Genomic DNA, 21,028 nt, shown 5'->3' on the forward strand with positions numbered 1-21,028 from the left:
GGGGCTCCGCGTGCTCGGCGGGCGGTCGGAAGCACGCCCTGACATGGGGTAATGTTTTCCTACGTCCGGGCGATTAGCTCAGCGGGAGAGCGCTTCGTTCACACCGAAGAGGTCACTGGTTCGATCCCAGTATCGCCCACGATGTCGATGGCGGCTCGTGCCTGCGCAAAGCGCAGGCCGGGTCGCCATCGTCGTTATTGCGCGGCCTCGCCGCGTGTGGCGGGGGCTCGGTCGCCCGCACCCCCATGGTGCCCGTCGGGGTGAGCGCCCTCGTGCGCATAGCGCACCAGAAGGTCCGCCGGGGTCGAGGCCGGGTGCTGGGGCATCCCACCAGCACACGCCACGTTCGTCGTTTCCGTGAGGCCGTACCGGGTGCGGCCTCACGGAGGCTCCGGCAGCTTCGTACGCCCTCGTGGGCCACTTCTCGGATGGGCCAGGACCTTCCAGCAGCCGCAGCCCAGGTCGTACGCCCCTGAGGTCGGCCGAGGCGGCGAAAGCGACGGCAAGCTCCCGGCCGAGCCCTCATTGCATCGCGTGCCCACCCCGGCGGGCCTGCCCGACCCCCGCCAACTCCCCATCCCAGCCGCGAATCTCCTTCCCCATCCGCCCCAACTTCCGCAAGGCGTCCCCCGTTCGACCGGTCGACTCCACGCGCTCCACCTGCGCAGTCGTCCAACACCCGAGTCGGCCCACCCCTGTTCACGCTGCCGCGCGGGCGACCCCGTCCACATCAATTCCTGTCCGAGTCATTGACGCGCCCGAAGGGCCTCCGTAACTTGTGGCGGCAAGCGCTTACTTGAAACGATTCATGGGGCGGACGCATCGTCGCGGGGAGGCTCAGCCATGCAGCAGAACAGAAAAGTTGAGAGGCGAACGATCCTTAAGGCGGGGGGAGCCTCGCTGGCCGCGTTAGGGCTGGGAACGACAGCGACGGCCTGTGGGGGCGGTAGCGGCGCCGGGGACGGGACGGTGACGATCCGTTACGCGTGGTGGGGCGCTGAAGACCGAGCCAAGCGGATCAACGAGACCGTCAAACTCTTCGAAAAGAAGTACCCGAAGATCAAGGTGAAAACGGACTTCCAGGTTTACACGGACTTCTGGAAGAAGTTCAATACCCAGGCTTCCGGCGGCAATCCGCCCGATGTCTTCCAGAACGCCATCGGATTCCTGCGTAAATACGACGCGAAGAATGTGCTGCTCGATCTCAGCGAGCAGGTCGAGGCGGGCAACCTCTCCATGGACGGTTTCCGCGCAGGTCTGGAGAAGTTCGGCGAGATCGACGGCAAGCTGCTCGGTGTTCCGGTCGGCTCCAACTCGATGGCCCTGGTCATCGACAAACCCGTCTACACCAAGGCCGGCGTGAAGCCGGAGCAGGGCTGGACTTGGGACGACTTCGACGCGGCGATGAAGAAGATCCGCGACAAGGCGGGGCGGGCCGGTGACACCGGCCCGTACAACGTCATGTACCTCTACGACCTTTACCTCCGCCAGAACGGCAAGGCGTTCTTCACCGAGGACGGGCTCGGGTTCGCCGAGGCGGACCTGAAGGAATGGTGGACGAAGGCCGAGAAGGCCGTCGGGGAAGGCGTCTACGCCGACCAGAAGAAGGTCGCCCAGATCAAGCCCAAGTCGGCGGTCGCCGCGGAACTCTCCGGTGGTGAGTTCACCTGGGACAACTTCACCGTCCGCTACACCTCCGAGGGCAAGAGCGAGTACGGCCTGGCTCCCATCCCGACCACGGACGGCAAGAAGACCGGCCAGTACCTCGGCTCTCTCATGCTCAGCGCCTCCAAGCGCACCCAGCACCCCAAGGAAGTCGCCCAGTTCATCGACTTCATGGTGCACGACCCGGAGGTCGCCAAGATCATGGGCTACGACCGAGGTGTGCCCGCGACGCAGGCTCAGTACGACGCCTTCAAGCCGACCGACCCGGTCAACAAGGAGATAGCCGCCTACGAGGAGTCTCTCGTCGAGGCGGGCGTCCTGGAGCCCATCACCCCGCACCCGAGCGGCGCGGACGTCTGTGAGGCCGCCTTCCTGCGCCTCGGTGAGGAACTCGGCCTGGGCAAGCGGTCGGTGGACGACGCCGTCAAGCAGTTCTTCACCGAGTCGAAGACGGCTCTCAGCAGCTGATGGGAACCACCGTGACACACGCCCCTGCGATGGAGGGCCTGACCAAGGACTCCGAGCCGCGGCACGGTCCGGTGAAATCCCCGCGCCCCGCCGAACTCAAGCGGCGGGGCCGCCGGGAGAACCTGGCCGGCTATCTCTTCATGTCCCCCTGGATCGCCGGGTTCCTGCTGCTCACAGCGGGCCCGATGGTCGCCTCGCTCTATTTCGCGTTCACCGACTACAACCTGTTCGACTCGCCCAAGTGGATCGGCCTCGACAACTTCTCCGAGATGTTCGGCGACCCGCGCTGGCGTCACTCGGTGCAGGTGACGATCTGGTACGTCGTCGTCGGCACGCCGCTCAAGCTGCTCGCCGCCCTCGGTGTGGCTCTGCTCCTGGCCCAGAAGCGGCGCGGACAGGCCTTCTACCGGGCCGCCTTCTATGCGCCGTCGCTGATCGGGGCGAGCGTCTCCATCGCCATCGTCTGGAAGGCGATCTTCTCGGACGACGCGATCGTCGACCGTACGCAGAAGATCTTCGGCGTGAACGTCGGCGGCTGGACCGGCGACCCGGACATGATCATCTACAGCCTGGTGGCGCTCACCGTCTGGCAGTTCGGCGCCCCCATGGTCATCTTCCTCGCCGGCCTCAAGCAGGTGCCGCGCGAGTTGTACGAGGCGGCCGAGGTCGACGGAGCGGGCAAGCTGCGGCGGTTCTGGAACATCACACTGCCGATGATTTCCCCGGTCCTCTTCTTCAACGTCCTCCTGGAGACCATCCACTCCTTCCAGATCTTCAGCTCCGCGTACATCGTCGGTGGCGGCGCCGGAGGCAACTCCTGTGGCCCTGCGGACGGTTCGATGGTTTACACCTGCTACCTCTACGTCCAGGGCTTCGAGAACAGCCGGATGGGTCTGGCCTCCGCCATGGCCTGGATGCTGCTGGTCGCGGTCGCCCTGGTGACGGCGGTGCTGTTCTGGTCCCAGAAGCGCTGGGTGCACTACGAGGAGGGCGCCTGATGAGCGCGCAGGCCACAGAGATCACGCCGACGCAAGGTCCGTCGACATCGGGCCGGTCGGCGAAGGCGGGCAACTTCCGGCGCAGGCTGCCCGGTTCGCTCGCCTGGCACATCGGGTCCCTGGCGATCCTCGCGGTCATCCTCTATCCGGTGGTCTGGGTCATCGGCGGCTCGCTCAAGAAGAGCGAGGACATCGTCGGCAGCCTGGACCTCTTGCCGACCGACCCGATCACGTCCAACTACACGCGCCTGACCGAGGGCATCGCGGACATCTCGATCTCCACGTTCTTCTTCAACTCGCTGTTCCTCGCGGTCGGTTCGGTGATCGGGATCCTGATCTCCTGCTCACTGACGGCCTATGCCTTCGCGAAGATCAAGTTCGCGGGCCGCAACCTCATGTTCACGTTGATGATCGGCACGCTCCTGCTGCCGTATCACGTGCTGCTCATCCCGCAGTACGTGCTGTTCCGCAACATGAACATGATCAACACGTACACGCCGCTCCTGCTCGGCAAGTACCTCGCCATCGAGGCGTTCTTCGTCTTCCTGATGGTGCAGTTCATGCGCAACCTGCCCAAGGAACTCGACGAGGCGGCCCGTATCGACGGCTGCGGGCACTTCCGCATCTACTGGTCGATCGTGCTGCCGCTGTGCCGCCCCGCCTTGATCACCAGTGCGATCTTCACCTTCATCAACTCCTGGAACGACTTCATGGGCCCGCTGATCTACCTCAACGAGCCCGACAAGTACACGGTCTCGCTCGGCCTGAAGATGTTCGTCGACCAGGAGGGACTGGCCGACTACGGCGGCATGATCGCCATGTCGCTGGTCGCCCTGATGCCGGTGCTCGCCTTCTTCATGGCCTTCCAGCGCTACTTGATCGACGGCATGGCGACGTCGGGTCTGAAGGGCTGAGGCGCCACATGAGCCAGGCACCGGTCAAGACAAGCGGTCCGCCGCGGGAGTCCGTGTTCGCCGAGCGGTTCGGCCTCTTCGCCGAGTGTCTGCTCACCGGAGTGTGGATCGCGCTGGCCTCGCTGCCCCTGGTCACGTACCCCGCCGCGTTCGCCGCGGGGGCGCGGCATCTGCGGCGGCGTACGGAGCATCAGGGCGGCGGCTGGCGGGAGTTCGTCGCCGACTTCCGGGCGGCCGTGCGCCGCGGGTGGGTCGTCGGCGTCGCCGGCTGGGTCGCGGCCGTCGCGGTCTGGGTGGATGTGCAGGCCGTACGGGCCGGGATCCCCGGCGGGCCGCTCGTCGGCGTCGTCGGGATGTTCGCCCTGATCGGACTGGTCGTCGCCGGAATGCGTGCGGCGGCGGTCTGGGAGCCCGATGCGTCGTGGCGGGTGCTGCTCGGTGCCGCAGCGCGCCGTACCGTCCTCGATCCCGCCGGGTCCTTTCTGATCGTCGGCGGACTGGTCATGGTGGCCTGCTCCGCCTGGTTCGTCGCGCCGCTGGCGATCCCCGTCCTGGGGGCCGTCGCGGCGGCGGCCCTCGCCGTGGAGGCGCGCGGCCGGCGCCGCTGAGCGGTCGCACCTCAAGCAAGGTCGGCGCCCTTGGCGTCGTACCTCTCTCTGTCATGCCCCTGACTTCCCCGCACGGAAAGGAAAGGCCATGTCTCCCATCCCTCGCAGGTCCCTCCTGAAGGCCGCCGCAGTCGCCGGCGCCGCCGCCCAGTTCAGCTGGGCCTTGGGAACCCAGGACGCGCAGGCCGCGCCCAGAGCCGAGCCGGGCGATGCCGACCCGGTGACCCTGGACTGGCTGGAGGAGGGCGGCCTCGGCGCCGCCCCGGGCTCCACCGTGGGCGTGCCCTGGCCGAAGGGCGCGTACGAGAAGGACCAGACGTTCGCGCTGAAGGACGCCGACGGCAAGGAGGTGCCGGTCCAGTCCTGGCCCATCGGCTACTGGCCCGACGGCTCGCTGAAGTGGACCGCGCACGCGGTCGGGGCCGGAGTCGGCGCCGGGAAGCTGACGCTCGCCGCCGGTGCGCCGGCGGCGTCCGAGAAGAAGGTCACCGTCGACAAGAGCGGCGGCACGATCGACATATCGACCGGTGTCATCACCGCGAAGATCGGCAAGAGCGGCTCCACGCTCATCAAGTCCGTCACCCGCGGCTCCACCGAGATCGCCAAGGACGGCCGGCTCGTGCTGCTGCGCCAGCCCGAGATCGAGGACGGCGACCAGGGCGCGGAGAAGTACGAGCGGTTCGAGAGCGTCATCGGCGAGGTAGAGGTCGAGCAGGACGGGCCGGTACGTGCCGCGGTCCGCATCGACGGCAAGCACCGTAAGGGCGGCCGGAGTTGGATGCCCTTCTCGATCCGGCTCTACTTCTACGCGGGCGCCGAGTCGTTCCGCATGGTGCACACGATCACGTTCGACGGGAAGCAGGAGCCCGGCAAGGCGAGCGGCGACTTCATCCGCGGCATCGGTGTGCGCTTCAAGGTGCCGATGCGGGACGCCGCGTACGACCGGCACATTCGCATCGGCGGCGAGGGCACCGGTCTGCTGCGCGAGGCGGTCAAGGGCATCACCGGGCTGCGGCGCGACCCGGGGGCGGCCGTGCGGACGGCCCAGTTCGAGGGCAAGAAGCTGCCCGACCCGTCCACCTGGGACCAGCGGGTGACCACCCGGCTGCAATACATCCCCGAGTGGGGCGACTACACCCTCTCGCAGCTCTCGGCCGACGGCTTCGGCGTCCGCAAGCGCACCAAGAAGGGCCACGGCTGGATCCCCGCAGGCGGCGGCCGTCGGGCGAGCGGCTTCGGGTACGTCGGCGGCGCGAGCGGTGGATTCGCCTTCGGTCTCAGGGACTTCTGGGAGAAGTTTCCCGCCCAGCTCGACATCCGCGAGGCCCAGACCGACGAGGCCGAGGTCACGCTCTGGCTCTGGTCGCCCGAGGCGCAGCCCATGGACCTGCGCTTCTACCACGACGGCATGGGCCAGGACACGTACCCCGAACAGCTCGAGGGCCTCAACATCACCTACGAGGACTACGAGCCCGGCTTCGGCACGCCCTACGGCATCGCCCGCACCAGCGAACTCCTCTTCTGGGCCCACGAGTCCACACCGAGCGCCGAGGCGATGGCCCAGCAGGTCGAGGCCGTACGCACTCCGCCGCAGCTCGCCGCCCCGCCGGGGCAGCTCATCAAGGCGGGCGTCTTCGGCAAGCTGTTCGCCGAGCCGGACCGCTCCACGGCCGCCAAGGCGAAGATCGAGGACCACCTCGACTTCCTCTTCACCTACTACAAGGACCAGGTGGAGATGCGCCGTTGGTACGGCTTCTGGGACTACGGCGACATCATGCACAGCTACGACCCCAGCCGCCACCAGTGGTGTTACGACATCGGCGGCTATGCCTGGGACAACTCCGAGCTCTCGCCCGACCTGTGGCTCTGGTTCGCGTACATGCGCTCCGGCCGCGCCGACATCTTCCGCTTCGCCGAGGCCATGACCCGGCACACCGGCGAGGTCGACGTCTACCACCTCGGCAAGTGGGCGGGCCTCGGCACCCGCCACGGCGTCCAGCACTACGCCGACAGCGCCAAGCAGCAGCGCATCGCCAACACCACCTACCGCCGCTACTACTACTTCCTCACCGCGGACGAACGCGTCGGCGACCTCATGCACGCCAATGTCGACTCCGACGAGACGTTCCTCGTCCTCGACCCCATCCGCAAGATCCGCACCGAGCCCTACACCCCCGACCGCAACGCCCTCTCCATCGGCTTCGGCACCGACTGGAGCGGCCTGGTCTCCGCATGGCTCACCGAGTGGGAACGGCGCGGCCCCAAGTGGGAGAAGGCCAAGGCACGCGTCCTGTCCACGATGGAGACCATCGCCGCCCAGCCCAACGGCTTCGTCCAGGGCAACGCGCTGTACGACCTGGACACCGGGAAGTTCGCCGTCGCCAAGGAAGCCAAGGTCAGCGTCTCGCACCTGTCGGCGATGTTCGGCCTGGTCGAGCTGAACGCCGAGCTCATCGACCAGATCGACATGCCGAAGTTCAAGGAGGCGTGGCTCGACTACTGCCGCTACTTCAACGCCACGAAGGCCGAGCAGAAGGCCCGTTACGGCTCCGACTTCGGTTCCCTGCTGCTCTTCCAGGGCCATGCGCGGCAGGACGCGTACGCCGCTGTTCAGTTGGGCGACGACAAGCTGGCCGCGCGTGCGTGGCGGCAGTTCTACAACAGCGCCGACACCTGGGACTACAAGGAGTCCACCGACTGGTCCACGAAGAAGATCGAGGGCCCGACCGCGCTGGTGCCCGGCAGCGAGGCGGCGTGGGTGTCCACCAACGCGACGGCGCTGTACGGGCTGGCGGCGATCCAGAACCTGGCGCTGGTCGGCGACAAGATCCCGTCATGACGGTCGCCTGACGCAGCCTCCCCAGCTCCTCCCGCACTCGCCGCGCGCAACGACCGGCGAGTGCGGGAGGCACCACCGGGTCAGTGGGCAGACTCGGGTCATGGACTGGACGCACTACCGCTTCCGCAGCCTGTGGGTTCTCGGCGCATCGGCCGACGACGTCTACGACGTGCTGGCCGACGCCGAGAACTACCCCCGGTGGTGGCCGCAGGTGCGGGAGGTGACGCGGATCGACGACCGCAGCGGGATCGTCCGTATCCGCTCACTGCTCCCGTACGACCTGGTGTTCACCGCGCGGGAGGTACGCCGCGACCGGGCGGCCGGGGTCCTGGAGATCGCGATGACGGGCGACCTGGACGGCTGGGCACGCTGGACGCTCACCTCGCAGGGGCCGGGCACGCGCGCCCGCTACGACCAGGAAGTCCACGTGACCAAGCCCCTGCTCCGGCGCCTCGCCCTGCCCGGACGGCCGGCGTTCCGCGCCAACCACGCGCTGATGATGCGGGCGGGGCGGCGCGGGCTGGCCGCGTACCTGGGCGGGAACCATCAACAGGTTTGTTGAGAACCCCGCTCGGCCTGTATGGTTCAGTGCGTTCCCGGGCGATTAGCTCAGTGGGAGAGCGCTTCGTTCACACCGAAGAGGTCACTGGTTCGAACCCAGTATCGCCCACCCGGAGACAGCCGGTCCGTCACAGACGGACCGGTTTTTCGCATGTCAGAGCCAGGGCGCTTCTCTTGGGCCTACGCCGCCGCAGGGAGCTCCGGACGCAGAGGCCATGCCGGATCGACCGCCTCCTCCGTGCCACTGCGTGCGAACCACGCCTCCAGGCCGCGGGCCTGCGCCGCGTGCCACACCGCCTGCAGCGTGTGCAGTTCGGCCGGCGAGAGCCGCTCCAGGCGGGCCGCGAAACGCCGCCCCACCGCGCGTACGACATCCATCGCGGCCTGCGCGTCGGCCGCCGCGTCATGCGCGCCCGCCAGCTCCACACCGTAGTGCGCGCACAGATCGGTCAGCGTGCGGCGGCCCTTGCGGTAGCGGTCCAGGTGTTTGTCGAGGACCCGGGGATCGAGCACGCGCAGCGGCACGGTCTCGAACCAGTGGTCCAGCGAAGACGCCCGATGCCGACGCAACTCCCGGTCGAGCAGCGTCAGATCGAACGGCGCGTTCATCACCACGAGCGGGCGTCCCGCCGCGCTCTGCTCGGCCAGCTCCCTGACTATCTCGTCCATCACCGGCGACGGCCAGCGGCCGTTGCGCTGCAGGTGATCCTCCGTCAGACCGTGTACCGCCGTTGCCCCTTCGGGCACCGGAACGCCCGGATTGACCAGCCAGCGGCTCACCCGCGGCCGGCTTCCGGAAGCGTCCTGGACGACGACGGCGGCCGACACGATCCGGTCGGTCTCCACGTCCACACCCGTCGTCTCGGTGTCGAACGCGGCCAGTGGACCTTCGTACCAGCACGTCATGCGCACGCAACTCCTCGTTCGCCTTCGGCAGTTGACGCACCGTCCGCGCCGCCCTCTGCCCGATTCGGTGATACCCGTGCTGTTTGCGCCGTACGCCGGAAGGAGACAACAGAGATACGGGTCTTTGCAGTTCAGCGGCCCGTCGCGGGAATTCACCGGTTTCGGAAGGCTGTTGGAAATGGCCATCGCGCAGCCCGAACAGGGCGGGCTGCTGCCTCAGCGGACACCACCGCATCGCGGCACACTCGCCACCACCGCCTGCATGGAGACACTGCAGGTCGGCTATCTGCACGCAGTCGCGGCAGCCGCGGGCTGCTCCCTGTCCCAGCCCTTTCCGGACAACGGCATCGACTGGCACGTCAGCCACAGCGCCCCCGGGCACACGGTCGACGACGAAGTCACCATCAAGGTGCAGCTCAAGTGCACGTACCAGATCCCGCCGAACCCCCCGGGCCCGGCCTTCTCCTTCACGCTCGACAACGCCCACCTGGAGAAGCTCGCCCGCAGCCCGGTCTCGGTACACAAGATCCTGGTCGTGATGCTCGTGCCCAGATCCCAGGACGACTGGCTGCGCGCCAGCCACGACCGGCTCGATCTGCGGCACTGCTGCTACTGGACCAACCTCGCCGGACATCGCATCACCGGCCGGCGCAGGACCACCGTGCGGATACCGACCTCGCGCATCTTCGACGACCGGGCGCTCTGCGAGATCATGACGCGGGTCGGAACCGGAGGCAGACCGTGACGCACCGCCCGACCGACGAACCGGCACGACCAGCCAGGCCCCACCCGGTGGAGCCGCCGGGCCAGTGGGACCGGCCGCCCAGGCCCGACCAGGTCGACCCCGCCGTCCTCAGCGCGCTGCTGCATCGGCACGGCTGGCAGCGCCGTGGCGGAGCCGCCGGACGGTACGGCCGCTGGACCCCACCCGGGCCCGGCGGCGCCGGCACCAGCCTGCTCGTGCCGGAGAGCCGGGCCTTCCCCGACAGCGAGGACCTCCTCGGCGAGGCCCTCGTCGCGCTCTCGCGCAGCGGCCTGCCCTCCGCGCGTGACGTCCTGGTCGCCCTCGCCGTGCCCAGCGACGAGATTCACTGGTGGCGCGATGTGCCCACCGGGCCCTTGGGCGCCACGCCCTGGACCGTCGAGGAGCAACTGCGCAAAGCAGCCCGCCAGATGCTCCTTGCGGGCGCCCTCGCCGTACGCGCGCGTGCGGGCTATTACGGCGCCCGCCACCGCAGGCCCGCCGCCGCGTCCCTGGAGGACGTGCTCGTCTCAGCCGCGCCCGGCGGCCGGCAACTGACCGCCTTGGTGCCCGTCGCCACTGGACGGCCGCTCGCCGTCCGGCTCCACCAGGCGGTGTACGCGGCCCGCGAGGCCATCGACTACCAACGCGCCACCGGCGGCATGGACGCCTTCGACGGCGCCGTCGAAGCGGGCGTCAGCCATGAGTTCACAGAGGCTCTCGTAGCCCTCGTGAAGGGCACCGAGGGTGCCCGGATCGCCGTCGAGTGGGCACCCGCCGCCGGAGTCCCCGAGGGCTGCGCGACACCCGCCGAGCCCGTCGAGTTCTCACCCGGCGACCTGCCCGTGCTGCGCGAGGCCGGTGCCCGCTATCTGCGCGAGGAGCCGTCCGTGGCGGTGCGGATCACGGGCACGGTGGTACGGATGCGCAGGTCGGAGCCGCGCGGTGACGGCGCCGTACGGCTGCGGGTCATCGCGGGCGCCGAGATCCCACACGTACGGATGACGCTCGACGAGGAGGCGTACCGGATCGCGGGCCATGCCCATCTGGTGGGGCTGCCGGTACGGGTGCACGGGCGGCTGGAGAGCCGGGGCGGCTTCCGGCGGCTGACCGGGGCCTCCGGGGTCGTGCCGGTGCAGGTGGACGAGGCGGAGCGGGACCGGCTGATGAAGTCGCTGCAGGAGACGGCGGAGATCACGGCCTTCTTCGAGGAGGCGTGCGGCGGGGACTGAGGCGGCGGACGGCGGGGCAGGCCTGACCGTTTCGCAAGGGGAGCCCTGGGCTCGGTACGATCGCCCTTGTCTATTGCGCGCGTAATCAAAGATCCGCGTGCCCCTTGCAGTCAGGAGAGACCGGTGTCAGACGTCCGTGTGATCATCCAACGCGATTCCGAGCGGGAAGAGCGCGTGGTGACGACGGGCACTACGGCCGCCGATCTGTTCGCCGGAGAGCGCATCATCGTCGCCGCACGCGTGGCCGGCGAGCTGAAGGACCTCGCGTACGAGGTGAAGGACGGCGAGACCGTCGAGGGCGTCGAGATCTCCTCCGAGGACGGTCTGAACATCCTGCGCCACTCCACCGCGCACGTCATGGCGCAGGCCGTGCAGGAGCTCTTCCCCGAGGCCAAACTGGGCATCGGCCCGCCGGTCAAGGACGGCTTCTACTACGACTTCGACGTGGAGAAGCCGTTCACGCCCGAGGATCTCAAGGCCATCGAGAAGAAGATGCAGGAGATCCAGAAGCGCGGCCAGCGCTTCTCGCGGCGTGTGGTGACCGACGAGGCCGCGCGTGAGGAGCTGGCCTCCGAGCCGTACAAGCTGGAGCTCATCGGGCTGAAGGGCTCGGCTTCGTCCGACGACGGCGCGGACGTCGAGGTGGGTGCCGGCGAGCTGACCATCTACGACAACATCGACGCCAAGACCGGTGACCTGTGCTGGAAGGACCTCTGCCGGGGTCCGCACCTGCCGACCACCCGGAACATCCCGGCGTTCAAGCTGATGCGCAACGCCGCCGCGTACTGGCGCGGCAGCGAGAAGAACCCCATGCTCCAGCGCATCTACGGCACCGCCTGGCCGTCCAAGGACGAGCTGAAGGCGCACCTCGAGTTCCTTGCCGAGGCCGAGAAGCGCGACCACCGCAAACTGGGCTCCGAGCTGGACCTTTTCTCGATCCCCGAGCAGATCGGCTCCGGCCTCGCCGTCTTCCACCCCAAGGGCGGCATCATCCGTCGGGTGATGGAGGACTACTCGCGGCGCCGCCACGAGGAGGCGGGCTACGAGTTCGTCTACACCCCGCACGCGACGAAGGGGAAGCTCTTCGAGACCTCGGGGCACCTGGACTGGTACGCGGACGGTATGTACCCGCCCATGCAGCTCGACGACGGCGTGGACTACTACCTCAAGCCCATGAACTGCCCGATGCACAACCTGATCTTCGACGCGCGTGGGCGGTCGTATCGTGAACTGCCCTTGAGGCTCTTCGAGTTCGGTACGGTCTACCGCTACGAGAAGTCGGGTGTGGTGCACGGCCTGACCCGGGCCCGCGGCTTCACCCAGGACGACGCGCACATCTACTGCACGCGCGAGCAGATGTCCGAGGAGCTCGACAAGCTGCTCACCTTCGTCCTCGATCTGCTGCGGGACTACGGTCTGACCGACTTCTACCTGGAGCTGTCGACCAAGGATCCGGAGAAGTTCGTCGGCTCGGACGCGGCGTGGGAGGAAGCGACCGAGACGCTGGCCCAGGTCGCCGAGAAGCAGGGACTGCCGCTGGTCCCGGACCCGGGTGGCGCCGCCTTCTACGGGCCGAAGATCTCCGTCCAGGCCAAGGACGCGATCGGCCGCACCTGGCAGATGTCGACGATCCAGCTCGACTTCAACCTGCCGGAGCGCTTCGAGCTGGAGTACACCTCGCCCGACGGTTCCAAGCAGCGTCCGGTCATGATCCACCGCGCCCTGTTCGGGTCGATCGAGCGGTTCTTCGCGGTGCTGCTCGAGCACTACGCGGGTGCGTTCCCGGCGTGGCTGGCTCCCGTGCAGGCGGTCGGTATCCCGGTGGGCGACGCGCACGTCGAGTACCTGGAGAAGTTCGCTGCCGAAGCGAAGCAGAAGGGGCTGCGGGTCGAGGTGGACGCCTCGTCCGACCGGATGCAGAAGAAGATCCGTACGCAGCAGAAGCTGAAGGTTCCGTTCATGATCATCGTCGGCGACGACGACATGAACGCGGGGACCGTGTCGTTCCGCTATCGCGACGGTTCACAGGAGAACGGCATTCCCCGGGACGAGGCACTGGCGAAGCTCGTGGACGTGGTGGAGCGCCGGGTCCAGGTGTGATCGTGGCCCTGCCACAGCGGCGCTTTGGCCCCCGGGTTTTCCCCGGGGGCCTTTGCCGTGCATGGTGTGTGAAGCCATATGCTGCACCACATGACGAGTGAGCCGGAGCAGCAGATCGGGGTGGGGACGCAGGACGCGTTCCAGCGCTTGTGGACGCCCCATCGGATGGCGTACATCCAGGGGGAGAACAAGCCCAGCGGCCCTGGTGCCGACGACGGCTGCCCGTTCTGCTCGATCCCGGCCAAGTCCGACGAGGACGGGCTCGTCATCAAGCGGGGTGAGCAGGTCTACGCGGTGCTCAACCTGTACCCGTACAACGGCGGCCACCTGATGGTCGTGCCGTACCGGCACGTCGCGGACTATACGGAGCTGACCGCTGAGGAGACCGCGGAGCTCGCCGAGCTGACGAAGCAGGCGATGGCTGCGTTGCGCTCCGCGTCGGGGGCGCATGGGTTCAATATCGGCATGAACCAGGGTGGTGTCGCGGGCGCGGGGATCGCCGCGCATCTTCACCAGCATGTCGTGCCTCGGTGGGGCGGCGACACGAACTTCATGCCGGTCGTCGGGCACACCAGGATCCTGCCTCAACTCCTTGCGGACACCCGCAAGATGCTCGCGGAGGCGTGGCCTACGGCGGCCTGAGCGCTCCGCGGGGGAAGTGCGGTCGTGCGGGCCCTGAAGCAAGGGCGCCCTGTGACGACCGGGCGGGCAGTACCGCGCCCTTCAGGGGCGCGGGGAACTGCGCGACCGGCCACGACGGACTCGCAGCTTCGAACCGCGCCCAGTGTCACAGGGCACCCTTGCCTCCGGGCACCCCCACCCCCGCTGAACCGCCGGAGGCCTACGCGTCGTAGACGTCTGCCTTGCTGGGGGCCGCGTCCTGGACCTGGGTGCTCAGGAACGCTGAGCGGGTGCCGAACTTTTCGGTGTTCACGCCGTTCTCGTCGAGGACGCGGATGGCCGCGGCGTGGACCACGCGGAGGATGGGTGTCGCGGCGCGCAGGGCGTCGTCTGCCATGAAGCGGTGGCGCCAGGGCTTGTCGGCCCAGGCGTGGCGCAGGCCGAAGGGCTCGGGGAGGACCAGCTTGCCGCCCAGCCAGTCGAGGATCGGCGGATACCAGGTGAAGGGGGCGCGCACCGCGAGCCGTACCACCTCGTCCGTCTCGACCAGCGGCAGCTTCCGCTCCGTCGTCTCCCAGAACTTGACCGTCTTGGCGACTTCCTTCGTCTTGGCCGCGGGCTTCGAGGTGAACAGGGAGTGCACAGGCCCCAGGGCATGACCGGTGACCTCGATCCGCAAGGTCTCGTGCAGCACGGTCACGGTGATCAGCATCGTGATGATCAACTGGCCGTCCCAGAGCGTCCATTGGACCCCGAGGTAGTGCCGGTCACCGCTGCCGAACTGCTGCTTGTTGCAGATGTCCTGGATGGCGTGGGTCTTGATCTGGTACGCGTCCACGTCCGTACCCCCCGGCCGGGACACCTCCGCGGCGTTCTCACCGATCGGCGTGACCACCCAGTGCCGTATCGAAGGCTTCGGGAAGCCACCGGTGTTGAGCGGACCGCGCTCCAGCATGCGCAGCTGATCGTGGATCGAGCGTATGACGTCCCAGCTGCGGAAGGGGTGGATCTCCTTGTCGGCGTTTGCCGGCACCAGATCCTCGGCGAGATGCCAGCTGCCCCAGCGCGTACCCATGCCGAGTATGCCCTTGGGGCCCGCGTAGAACACGGAGTTGGACTGCTGCTCGGCGGTGAGCCGGGCCAGCCCCTGGCGCAGCCGCTCGGCCGCGGTCTCACCGGGACTGCCCGGCACCGCCTCGGGGATCTTGGCGCCTACGCCACCGCCGGCCAGCAGACTGGCCCAGCGCTCGCGCATGTCCTTCGCCGTACGCTCGCAGATCTGCCTCGCCCAGAACCAGCCGAGGACGGGTGCGACGACCGCCGCGCGCGCATACCAGGCCCAGAAGCCGGTGAACGGCATCCGGATCAGGAAGATCACGGCGAGGGCGGCCACACCGATCAGCAGGGCCGTGGCGAGGGCGGAGGCACGCTTGTTGGTGGTCTTGTCGATCGTCCGGCGGATCTGGAAGACCAGCAGCCACACCAGCAGACCGGGCAGGAAGATCAGACCTGTCAGCACCATCACGGCGGTGAGCCAGCTGTCCCGCTCCTTGCGGATGCGGTTCGCCGCCAGACAGTGCTCGACGACGACCTGCGGCTCCGTGCCGAACGACTGGATGAGCGGCTTGCGCGCACCGCCCAGCATCCTCAGCTGCACGGCGCGGGCGAACGCCTCACCCAGGTTCGGCTTGCAGATCGTCGCCCACTTGAGGCCCGGCTTGACGGTCGACTTGTGCCACTCGCTGTTGGCTTCGAGGATCTTCTCGACGGGGTCGTCGCGGTACGCCGCCGAGGCCAGGGCGAACGTCGCCGCCGTCTGTCCCGCGGCACCCTGGAGCGGAATCTGTGCCCCGGGCCTGAAATCGAATCCGTCGTCCGCCACTGACCGCCCCCATCGCCGCCTTGCTCCGCTGCTGCGGCTTTTCCCGACTTCCGTACTCCGCACACCTGTTGATCAGGTCGTCGCCTTGATCAGGTTCTCAGCGTAGCCGCCGGGACCGACAACCGTCGGCGGACAGCCCAAGCTGTCCGCCGACCCTACGGGAGATCAACTAGGGAGAATCCTGGGCCTGTTCGCGGATCTTCTCGGCCAGGTGCGCCGGCATCGGCTCATGCCGCGCGTAACGCCGGCTGAACCGTGCGGTTCCGTGCGAGAGGGAGCGCAGATCGACCGCGTACCGGTCGATCTCGATCTCGGGGACCTCGGCCCGTATGAGCGTCCGCCCGCCGCCGGCCTGCTCGGTGCCGACGACCCGGCCGCGCCGCCCCGACAGATCGCTCATCACGGCGCCCACGTAGTCGTCGCCGACCAGGACCGTCACTTCGGCGACCGGCTCCAGGAGATGGATCTTCGCGTCGGCGGCGGCCTCGCGCAGGGCGAGCGCGCCGGCGGTCTGGAACGCGGCGTCCGAGGAGTCCACCGAGTGCGCCTTGCCGTCGAGCAGCGTCACCCGTACGTCGATGAGCGGATAGCCCGCGGCCACACCCTTTGCGGCCTGAGCGCGCACGCCCTTCTCGACGGACGGGATGAACTGCCTCGGCACGGCGCCCCCGACGACCTTGTCGACGAACTCGATGCCGGAGCCGCCGGGCAGCGGCTCGACCTCGATCTCGCAGATCGCGTACTGCCCGTGCCCGCCGGACTGCTTCACATGCCGGCCGCGGCCGGCCGACTTGCCGGCGAACGTCTCCCGTAGAGAGACCTTGTGCGGTACGACGTCGACCTGGACGCCGTACCGGCTGCGCAGCCGCTCCAGGGCGACGTCGGCGTGGGCCTCGCCGAGGCACCACAGGACCACCTGGTGGGTGTCCTGGTTCTGTTCCAGGCGCATCGTGGGGTCCTCGGCGACCAGCCGGCTCAGGCCTTGCGAGAGCTTGTCCTCGTCCGCCTTGCTGTGCGCGTGGATGGCCAGCGGCAGCAGCGGGTCGGGCATCTCCCACGGCTCCATGAGCAGCGGGTCCTCCTTGGCCGAGAGCGTGTCGCCGGTCTCCGCGCGGTTCAGCTTGGCCACGCACGCCATATCGCCCGCGATGGCGTGCGTGAGGGTGCGCTGCTGCTTGCCGAACGGTGCGGACAGGGCGCCGATGCGCTCGTCGACGTCGTGGTCCTCGTGCCCGCGATCGGCCAGCCCGTGCCCGGAGACGTGCACCGTCTGGTCGGGCCGCAAGGTGCCCGAGAAGACGCGGACGAGGGAGATCCGGCCCACATAGGGGTCGCTCGCCGTCTTCACGACCTCGGCGACCAGCGGCCCGTTCGGGTCGCAGGCCTTGATCCCGCGCGGTTTGCCGTCCGGAGTGGTGACCGTGGGTGCCTCGGGCTCCAGCGGGGTCGGGAAGCCGCCGGTGATGAGCTCCAGCAGCTCGACCGTGCCCAGGCCCTGACGGGCGCCGTCGGCCGCGGGCGCGGCAGCCAGCACCGGGAAGAAGACCCCGCGCGCCACCGCACGCTCCAAGTCCTCCACCAGCGTCTTGAAGTCGATCTCCTCGCCGCCGAGATAGCGGTCCATGAGGGTCTCGTCCTCACTCTCGGAGATGATGCCCTCGATCAGCCGATTGCGGGCCTCCTCGATGAGCGGCAGCTGGTCGGGACCCGGTTCGGACTCCTTGCGCTCTCCGGAGGAGTAGTCGAACAGCTTCTGCGAGAGCAGCCCGGTCAGACCCGTCACGGGCGCGTGCCCGTCGGGGCCCGGCGCTCCGTGGAGCGGCAGATACAGAGGCAGTACGGCGTCCGGGTCGTCGGCGCCGAAGGCCTCCGCGCAGGTCCGCGTCATCTCGTCGAAATCGGCTCTGGCCGCTTCGAGGTGAGTGATCACGATGGCCCGCGGCATACCGACCGCCGCACACTCCTCCCACACCATGCGGGTCGAGCCGTCCACCCCGTCCGAGGCCGAGACGACGAAAAGGGCCGCGTCCGCCGCTCGCAGACCGGCCCTCAACTCCCCGACGAAGTCGGCGTATCCGGGAGTGTCCAGAACATTGATCTTGTACCCGCCCCATTCGACGGGCACCAGGGAGAGCTGTACCGACCGTTGCTGCCGGTGCTCGATCTCGTCGTAGTCGGAGACGGTGCCGCCGTCCTCCACGCGGCCCGCCCTGTTCACCGCTCCCGCTGTCAGCGCGAGAGCTTCCACCAGAGTCGTCTTGCCCGATCCGGAGTGGCCGACCAGCACCACATTCCGTACGGACGCGGGGTGGTCGGCCGCCGTAGCCCTGCCGGCGGCTCCGGGGTGTGCGTTCGCCTTGTCGCCCATGGCCTTGCCTCCCGTGCACGGTGAGGTCATGTGTGGGCGCGGACATGCGGACCCGCGTGCCGCGTGCGGTTGGCGGCTCCGGTGACGCCCGCGGTCCTTTCGAGCTTTCCACTCACGTCACGGCGCGTCCATACAAAGGACGGGATCGTGCGCTCAGGGTCCCGCCCGCCGCCCACGCGCGCGCGTGACTACGATGGGCCAGCCGGTGGCCAGCAGGGGCCGCGCGGCCACACCGACCCTCGGGAAGGCCATGCTGAACAAGTACGCGCGTGCTTTCTTCACGCGTGTTCTCACACCGTTCGCCGCGTTTCTGATCCGCCGCGGCGTCAGCCCCGACACGGTCACGCTCCTGGGCACGGCGGGAGTGGTCGCGGGCGCGCTGGTCTTCTTTCCGAGGGGCGAGTTCTTCTGGGGCACGATCGTCATCACGCTGTTCGTCTTCTCGGATCTCGTCGACGGCAACATGGCCCGCCAGATGGGCCGGTCCAGCCGCTGGGGCGCCTTCCTGGACTCGACCCTCGACCGGGTCGCCGACAGCGCGATCTTCGGCGGCTTCGCGCTCTGGTACGCGGGCAGTGGCGACGACAACATCCTGTGCGCCGTCTCGATCTTCTGCCTGGCCAGCGGCCAGGTGGTCTCGTACACCAAGGCCCGTGGCGAATCGATCGGCCTGCCCGTCGCGGTCAACGGCCTCGTCGAGCGGGCCGAGCGCCTGGTGATCTCGCTGGTCGCGGCCGGTCTTGCGGGCTTCGAGACGTTCGGGGTACCCGGTATTCATGTGCTGCTGCCCATCGCCCTGTGGATCGTCGCCGTGGGCAGCGTCGTCACGCTGATCCAGCGGGTCGTCACGGTGCGCAGGGAGTCCGCGGAGGCGGATGCCGCGACCGGCCAGGAAGGCGACCGGCCGGACGGCCAGGACAACGGCCAGGACAACGGCAGGGACAACAGCCGGGAAGAGGGCCCGGAGAGCGCCCCACAGGGCAGCTCGCAGAGCAGCTCAAAGACCAGCTCACAGAGCAGCGAGGCCACATCGTGAGCGGTGTGCGTGAACGGCTGACGGACGGCGCGTACGCCCTGGGCTGGAGCACTGTCAAGAAGCTCCCCGAACCCGTGGCCGTACGGCTCGGCAGGACCATCGCCGACATCGCCTGGAAACGGCGCGGCAAGGGCGTACGCCGTCTGGAATCCAACTACGCGCGCGTGGTGCCCGACGCGACCCCCCAGCGGCTCGCCGAGCTCTCCAGGGCGGGCATGCGCTCGTATCTGCGCTACTGGATGGAGTCCTTCCGGCTGCCCGCCTGGAGCAGGGAGCGCATCGCGAGCGGCTTCAGCGCCCAGGATCTGCACTACCTGACCGACGGGCTCGCATCCGGCAAGGGCGTCATCCTCGCGCTGCCGCACCTGGGCAACTGGGACCTCGCCGGCGCCTGGGTCACCACCAAGCTGGAGACGCCCTTCACCACGGTCGCCGAGCGGCTCAAGCCGGAGACGCTGTACGACCGTTTCGTCGCCTATCGCGAGGGCCTCGGCATGGAGGTGCTCGCGCACGACGCGTCCGTGTTCGGCACGCTGGCCCGCCGGCTGCGCGACGGCGGCCTGGTCTGCCTGGTCGCGGACCGTGACCTTTCCGCCTCCGGAGTCGAGGTGAAGTTCTTCGGAGAGACGACGCGGATGCCCGCGGGCCCGGCGCTGCTCGCCCAGCAGACCGGCGCCCTGCTGCTGCCGGTGACGCTCTGGTACGACGACTCGCACATGATGCGGGGCCGTTTGCATCCTCCGGTGGATGTCCCCGAGACAGGTACCCGGACCGAGAAGACGTCTGTCATGACGCAGGCGCTGGCCGACGCCTTCGCCACGGGTATCGCCGACCATCCGGAGGACTGGCACATGCTGCAGCGCTTGTGGCTCGCTGACCTGGAACCCCGCCCCGAGCCGTCCGACGGGGAGCGCCCGTGAGGATCGGCATCGTCTGCCCGTATTCCTGGGACGTGCCCGGCGGCGTCCAGTTCCATATCCGCGATCTGGCCGAGCACCTCATCCGTCTCGGGCATGAGGTGTCCGTCCTCGCCCCGGCGGACGACGAGACCCCCCTGCCGCCGTATGTCGTCTCGGCCGGCCGCGCGGTTCCGGTGCCGTACAACGGGTCGGTGGCCCGGCTCAACTTCGGCTTCCTGTCGGCAGCGAGGGTCAGGCGCTGGCTGCACGACGGCACGTTCGACGTGATCCACATCCATGAGCCGGCCTCGCCGTCGCTCGGCCTGCTGGCCTGCTGGGCCGCACAGGGTCCCATCGTCGCGACCTTCCACACGTCCAACCCGCGCTCCCGTGCGATGGTCGCCGCGTACTCGATCCTCCAGGCTGCCCTGGAGAAGATCAGCGCACGGATCGCCGTGAGCGAGTACGCGCGGCGCACGCTCGTCGAGCACCTGGGCGGCGACGCGGTCGTCATCCCGAACGGCGTGGACGTCGACTTCTTCGCGAAGGCCGAGCCCAAGGCCGAGTGGCAGGGGGAGACGATCGGCTTCATCGGCCGCATCGACGAGCCCCGCAAGGGCCTGCCTGTCCTCATGAAGGCCCTCCCGAAGATCCTCGCCGAACGACCGGGGACGCGTCTCCTGGTGGCCGGCCGCGGTGACGAGAAGGAGGCCGTCGAGTCGCTCCCCAAGGAACTGCGCGGACGCGTCGAGTTCCTCGGCATGATCAGCGACGAGGACAAAGCGCGGTTCCTCCGCAGCGTCGCCCTGTACGTCGCCCCCAACACCGGCGGGGAGAGCTTCGGGATCATCCTCGTCGAGGCCATGTCGGCGGGCGCGCCCGTCCTCGCCTCCGACCTCGACGCCTTCGCGCAGGTCCTCGACCAGGGCGCGGCGGGCGAACTGTTCGCCAACGAGGACGCGGACGCGCTGGCGGCCTCCGCGGTACGGCTGCTTGCCGACTCCGGGCGCCGCGCGGAGCTGCGTGAGCGGGGCAGCGCGCATGTCCGGCGATTCGACTGGTCGACGGTCGGGGCGGACATCCTCTCCGTGTACGAGACGGTCACGGACGGAGCCGCCGCGGTCGCCGCCGACGAACGCAGCGGGTTGCGGGCGCGGTTCGGGCTGGCGCGGGACTGAGAGGGGCGTCT

General features: G+C 68.8%; 16 protein-coding genes and 2 tRNA genes. 15 read left to right on the top strand and 3 right to left on the bottom strand.

The window, feature by feature from the left end; genetic code table 11:
* Nucleotides 1-67 precede the first annotated feature (67 nt).
* The 8 genes from ACGFNK_RS31765 (at nucleotide 68) to ACGFNK_RS31800 (ending at nucleotide 8,162) form a co-directional block, all read left to right on the top strand.
* Nucleotides 68-139 (top strand) — tRNA-Val (locus ACGFNK_RS31765).
* 704 nt (nucleotides 140-843) lie between these two features.
* On the top strand, nucleotides 844-2,133 hold the full coding sequence (locus ACGFNK_RS31770) for an ABC transporter substrate-binding protein (protein WP_393421400.1): 1,290 nt from the start codon (nucleotides 844-846) through the stop codon (nucleotides 2,131-2,133).
* Nucleotides 2,133-3,131, top strand: coding sequence for a carbohydrate ABC transporter permease (locus ACGFNK_RS31775; RefSeq protein WP_393421402.1), 999 nt, complete (start codon nucleotides 2,133-2,135; stop codon nucleotides 3,129-3,131). Before ACGFNK_RS31770 ends, ACGFNK_RS31775 begins: the two co-directional genes overlap by 1 nt.
* Nucleotides 3,131-4,045, top strand: a complete 915-nt coding sequence (locus tag ACGFNK_RS31780; RefSeq protein WP_393421404.1) for a carbohydrate ABC transporter permease — start codon at nucleotides 3,131-3,133, stop codon at nucleotides 4,043-4,045. Before ACGFNK_RS31775 ends, ACGFNK_RS31780 begins: the two co-directional genes overlap by 1 nt.
* A gap of 8 nt (nucleotides 4,046-4,053) precedes the next feature.
* The gene (locus ACGFNK_RS31785; protein ID WP_393421406.1) at nucleotides 4,054-4,653 is read left to right on the top strand and encodes a hypothetical protein; all 600 of its coding nucleotides are present in this window, start codon (nucleotides 4,054-4,056) and stop codon (nucleotides 4,651-4,653) included.
* Nucleotides 4,654-4,741: 88 nt separating this feature from the next.
* Entirely contained in the window at nucleotides 4,742-7,492 is a 2,751-nt protein-coding gene (locus ACGFNK_RS31790) for a Tat pathway signal sequence domain protein (RefSeq protein ID WP_393421408.1), read from the top strand.
* A gap of 100 nt (nucleotides 7,493-7,592) precedes the next feature.
* Nucleotides 7,593-8,054, top strand: coding sequence for an SRPBCC family protein (locus tag ACGFNK_RS31795; protein WP_393421410.1), 462 nt, complete (start codon nucleotides 7,593-7,595; stop codon nucleotides 8,052-8,054).
* A gap of 36 nt (nucleotides 8,055-8,090) precedes the next feature.
* Nucleotides 8,091-8,162: transfer RNA gene (locus ACGFNK_RS31800), tRNA-Val, on the top strand.
* A 71-nt stretch (nucleotides 8,163-8,233) separates the two neighbouring features.
* On the opposite strand, the gene ACGFNK_RS31805 is transcribed toward ACGFNK_RS31800, so the two are convergent.
* Nucleotides 8,234-8,959, bottom strand: coding sequence for a 3'-5' exonuclease (locus ACGFNK_RS31805; RefSeq protein ID WP_386346958.1), 726 nt, complete (start codon nucleotides 8,957-8,959; stop codon nucleotides 8,234-8,236).
* A gap of 178 nt (nucleotides 8,960-9,137) precedes the next feature.
* Between ACGFNK_RS31805 and ACGFNK_RS31810 the strand changes: the two genes are divergently transcribed.
* From ACGFNK_RS31810 to ACGFNK_RS31825, 4 genes are all read left to right on the top strand, one after another.
* Nucleotides 9,138-9,704: a DUF4365 domain-containing protein gene (locus ACGFNK_RS31810; RefSeq protein ID WP_344388040.1), complete on the top strand. Its 567-nt coding sequence runs from the start codon at nucleotides 9,138-9,140 to the stop codon at nucleotides 9,702-9,704.
* Nucleotides 9,701-10,933: a hypothetical protein gene (locus tag ACGFNK_RS31815; RefSeq protein ID WP_393421411.1), complete on the top strand. Its 1,233-nt coding sequence runs from the start codon at nucleotides 9,701-9,703 to the stop codon at nucleotides 10,931-10,933. The genes ACGFNK_RS31810 and ACGFNK_RS31815 overlap by 4 nt, the downstream gene beginning before the upstream one ends.
* A 123-nt stretch (nucleotides 10,934-11,056) precedes the next feature.
* A complete protein-coding gene (gene thrS, locus ACGFNK_RS31820) occupies nucleotides 11,057-13,033 on the top strand; it encodes a threonine--tRNA ligase (protein WP_386346954.1) in 1,977 nt (658 codons plus the stop codon).
* 78 nt (nucleotides 13,034-13,111) lie between these two features.
* Complete coding sequence (locus ACGFNK_RS31825; RefSeq protein WP_386346952.1) at nucleotides 13,112-13,675, top strand: HIT family protein; 564 nt, start codon at nucleotides 13,112-13,114, stop codon at nucleotides 13,673-13,675.
* A 199-nt stretch (nucleotides 13,676-13,874) separates the two neighbouring features.
* Here ACGFNK_RS31825 and ACGFNK_RS31830 read toward each other — a convergent pair whose 3' ends face one another.
* Both ACGFNK_RS31830 and ACGFNK_RS31835 read right to left on the bottom strand, forming a co-directional pair.
* Nucleotides 13,875-15,536, bottom strand: coding sequence for a hypothetical protein (locus ACGFNK_RS31830; protein WP_393421414.1), 1,662 nt, complete (start codon nucleotides 15,534-15,536; stop codon nucleotides 13,875-13,877).
* A 169-nt stretch (nucleotides 15,537-15,705) separates the two neighbouring features.
* The gene (locus tag ACGFNK_RS31835; protein WP_393421416.1) at nucleotides 15,706-17,904 is read right to left on the bottom strand and encodes an elongation factor G-like protein EF-G2; all 2,199 of its coding nucleotides are present in this window, start codon (nucleotides 17,902-17,904) and stop codon (nucleotides 15,706-15,708) included.
* Between the two features lie 193 nt (nucleotides 17,905-18,097).
* On the opposite strand from ACGFNK_RS31835, the gene pgsA reads away from it, so the two are divergent.
* The 3 genes from pgsA to ACGFNK_RS31850 are packed head-to-tail and all read left to right on the top strand — an operon-like array spanning nucleotide 18,098 to nucleotide 21,017.
* Nucleotides 18,098-18,940 (top strand): phosphatidylinositol phosphate synthase, encoded by an 843-nt coding sequence (gene pgsA, locus ACGFNK_RS31840; RefSeq protein WP_393421616.1) that lies wholly within the window; start codon nucleotides 18,098-18,100, stop codon nucleotides 18,938-18,940.
* Complete coding sequence (locus ACGFNK_RS31845) at nucleotides 18,937-19,860, top strand: phosphatidylinositol mannoside acyltransferase (protein WP_393421418.1); 924 nt, start codon at nucleotides 18,937-18,939, stop codon at nucleotides 19,858-19,860. The genes pgsA and ACGFNK_RS31845 overlap by 4 nt, the downstream gene beginning before the upstream one ends.
* Entirely contained in the window at nucleotides 19,857-21,017 is a 1,161-nt protein-coding gene (locus ACGFNK_RS31850; protein WP_393421420.1) for a glycosyltransferase family 4 protein, read from the top strand. Before ACGFNK_RS31845 ends, ACGFNK_RS31850 begins: the two co-directional genes overlap by 4 nt.
* The last annotated feature ends 11 nt before the right edge of the window (nucleotides 21,018-21,028 follow it).

Origin of the sequence: Streptomyces sp. NPDC048825, from assembly GCF_043198355.1 — a bacterium.
GTDB classification, from domain to species: Bacteria; Actinomycetota; Actinomycetes; order Streptomycetales; family Streptomycetaceae; genus Streptomyces; species Streptomyces xiangluensis.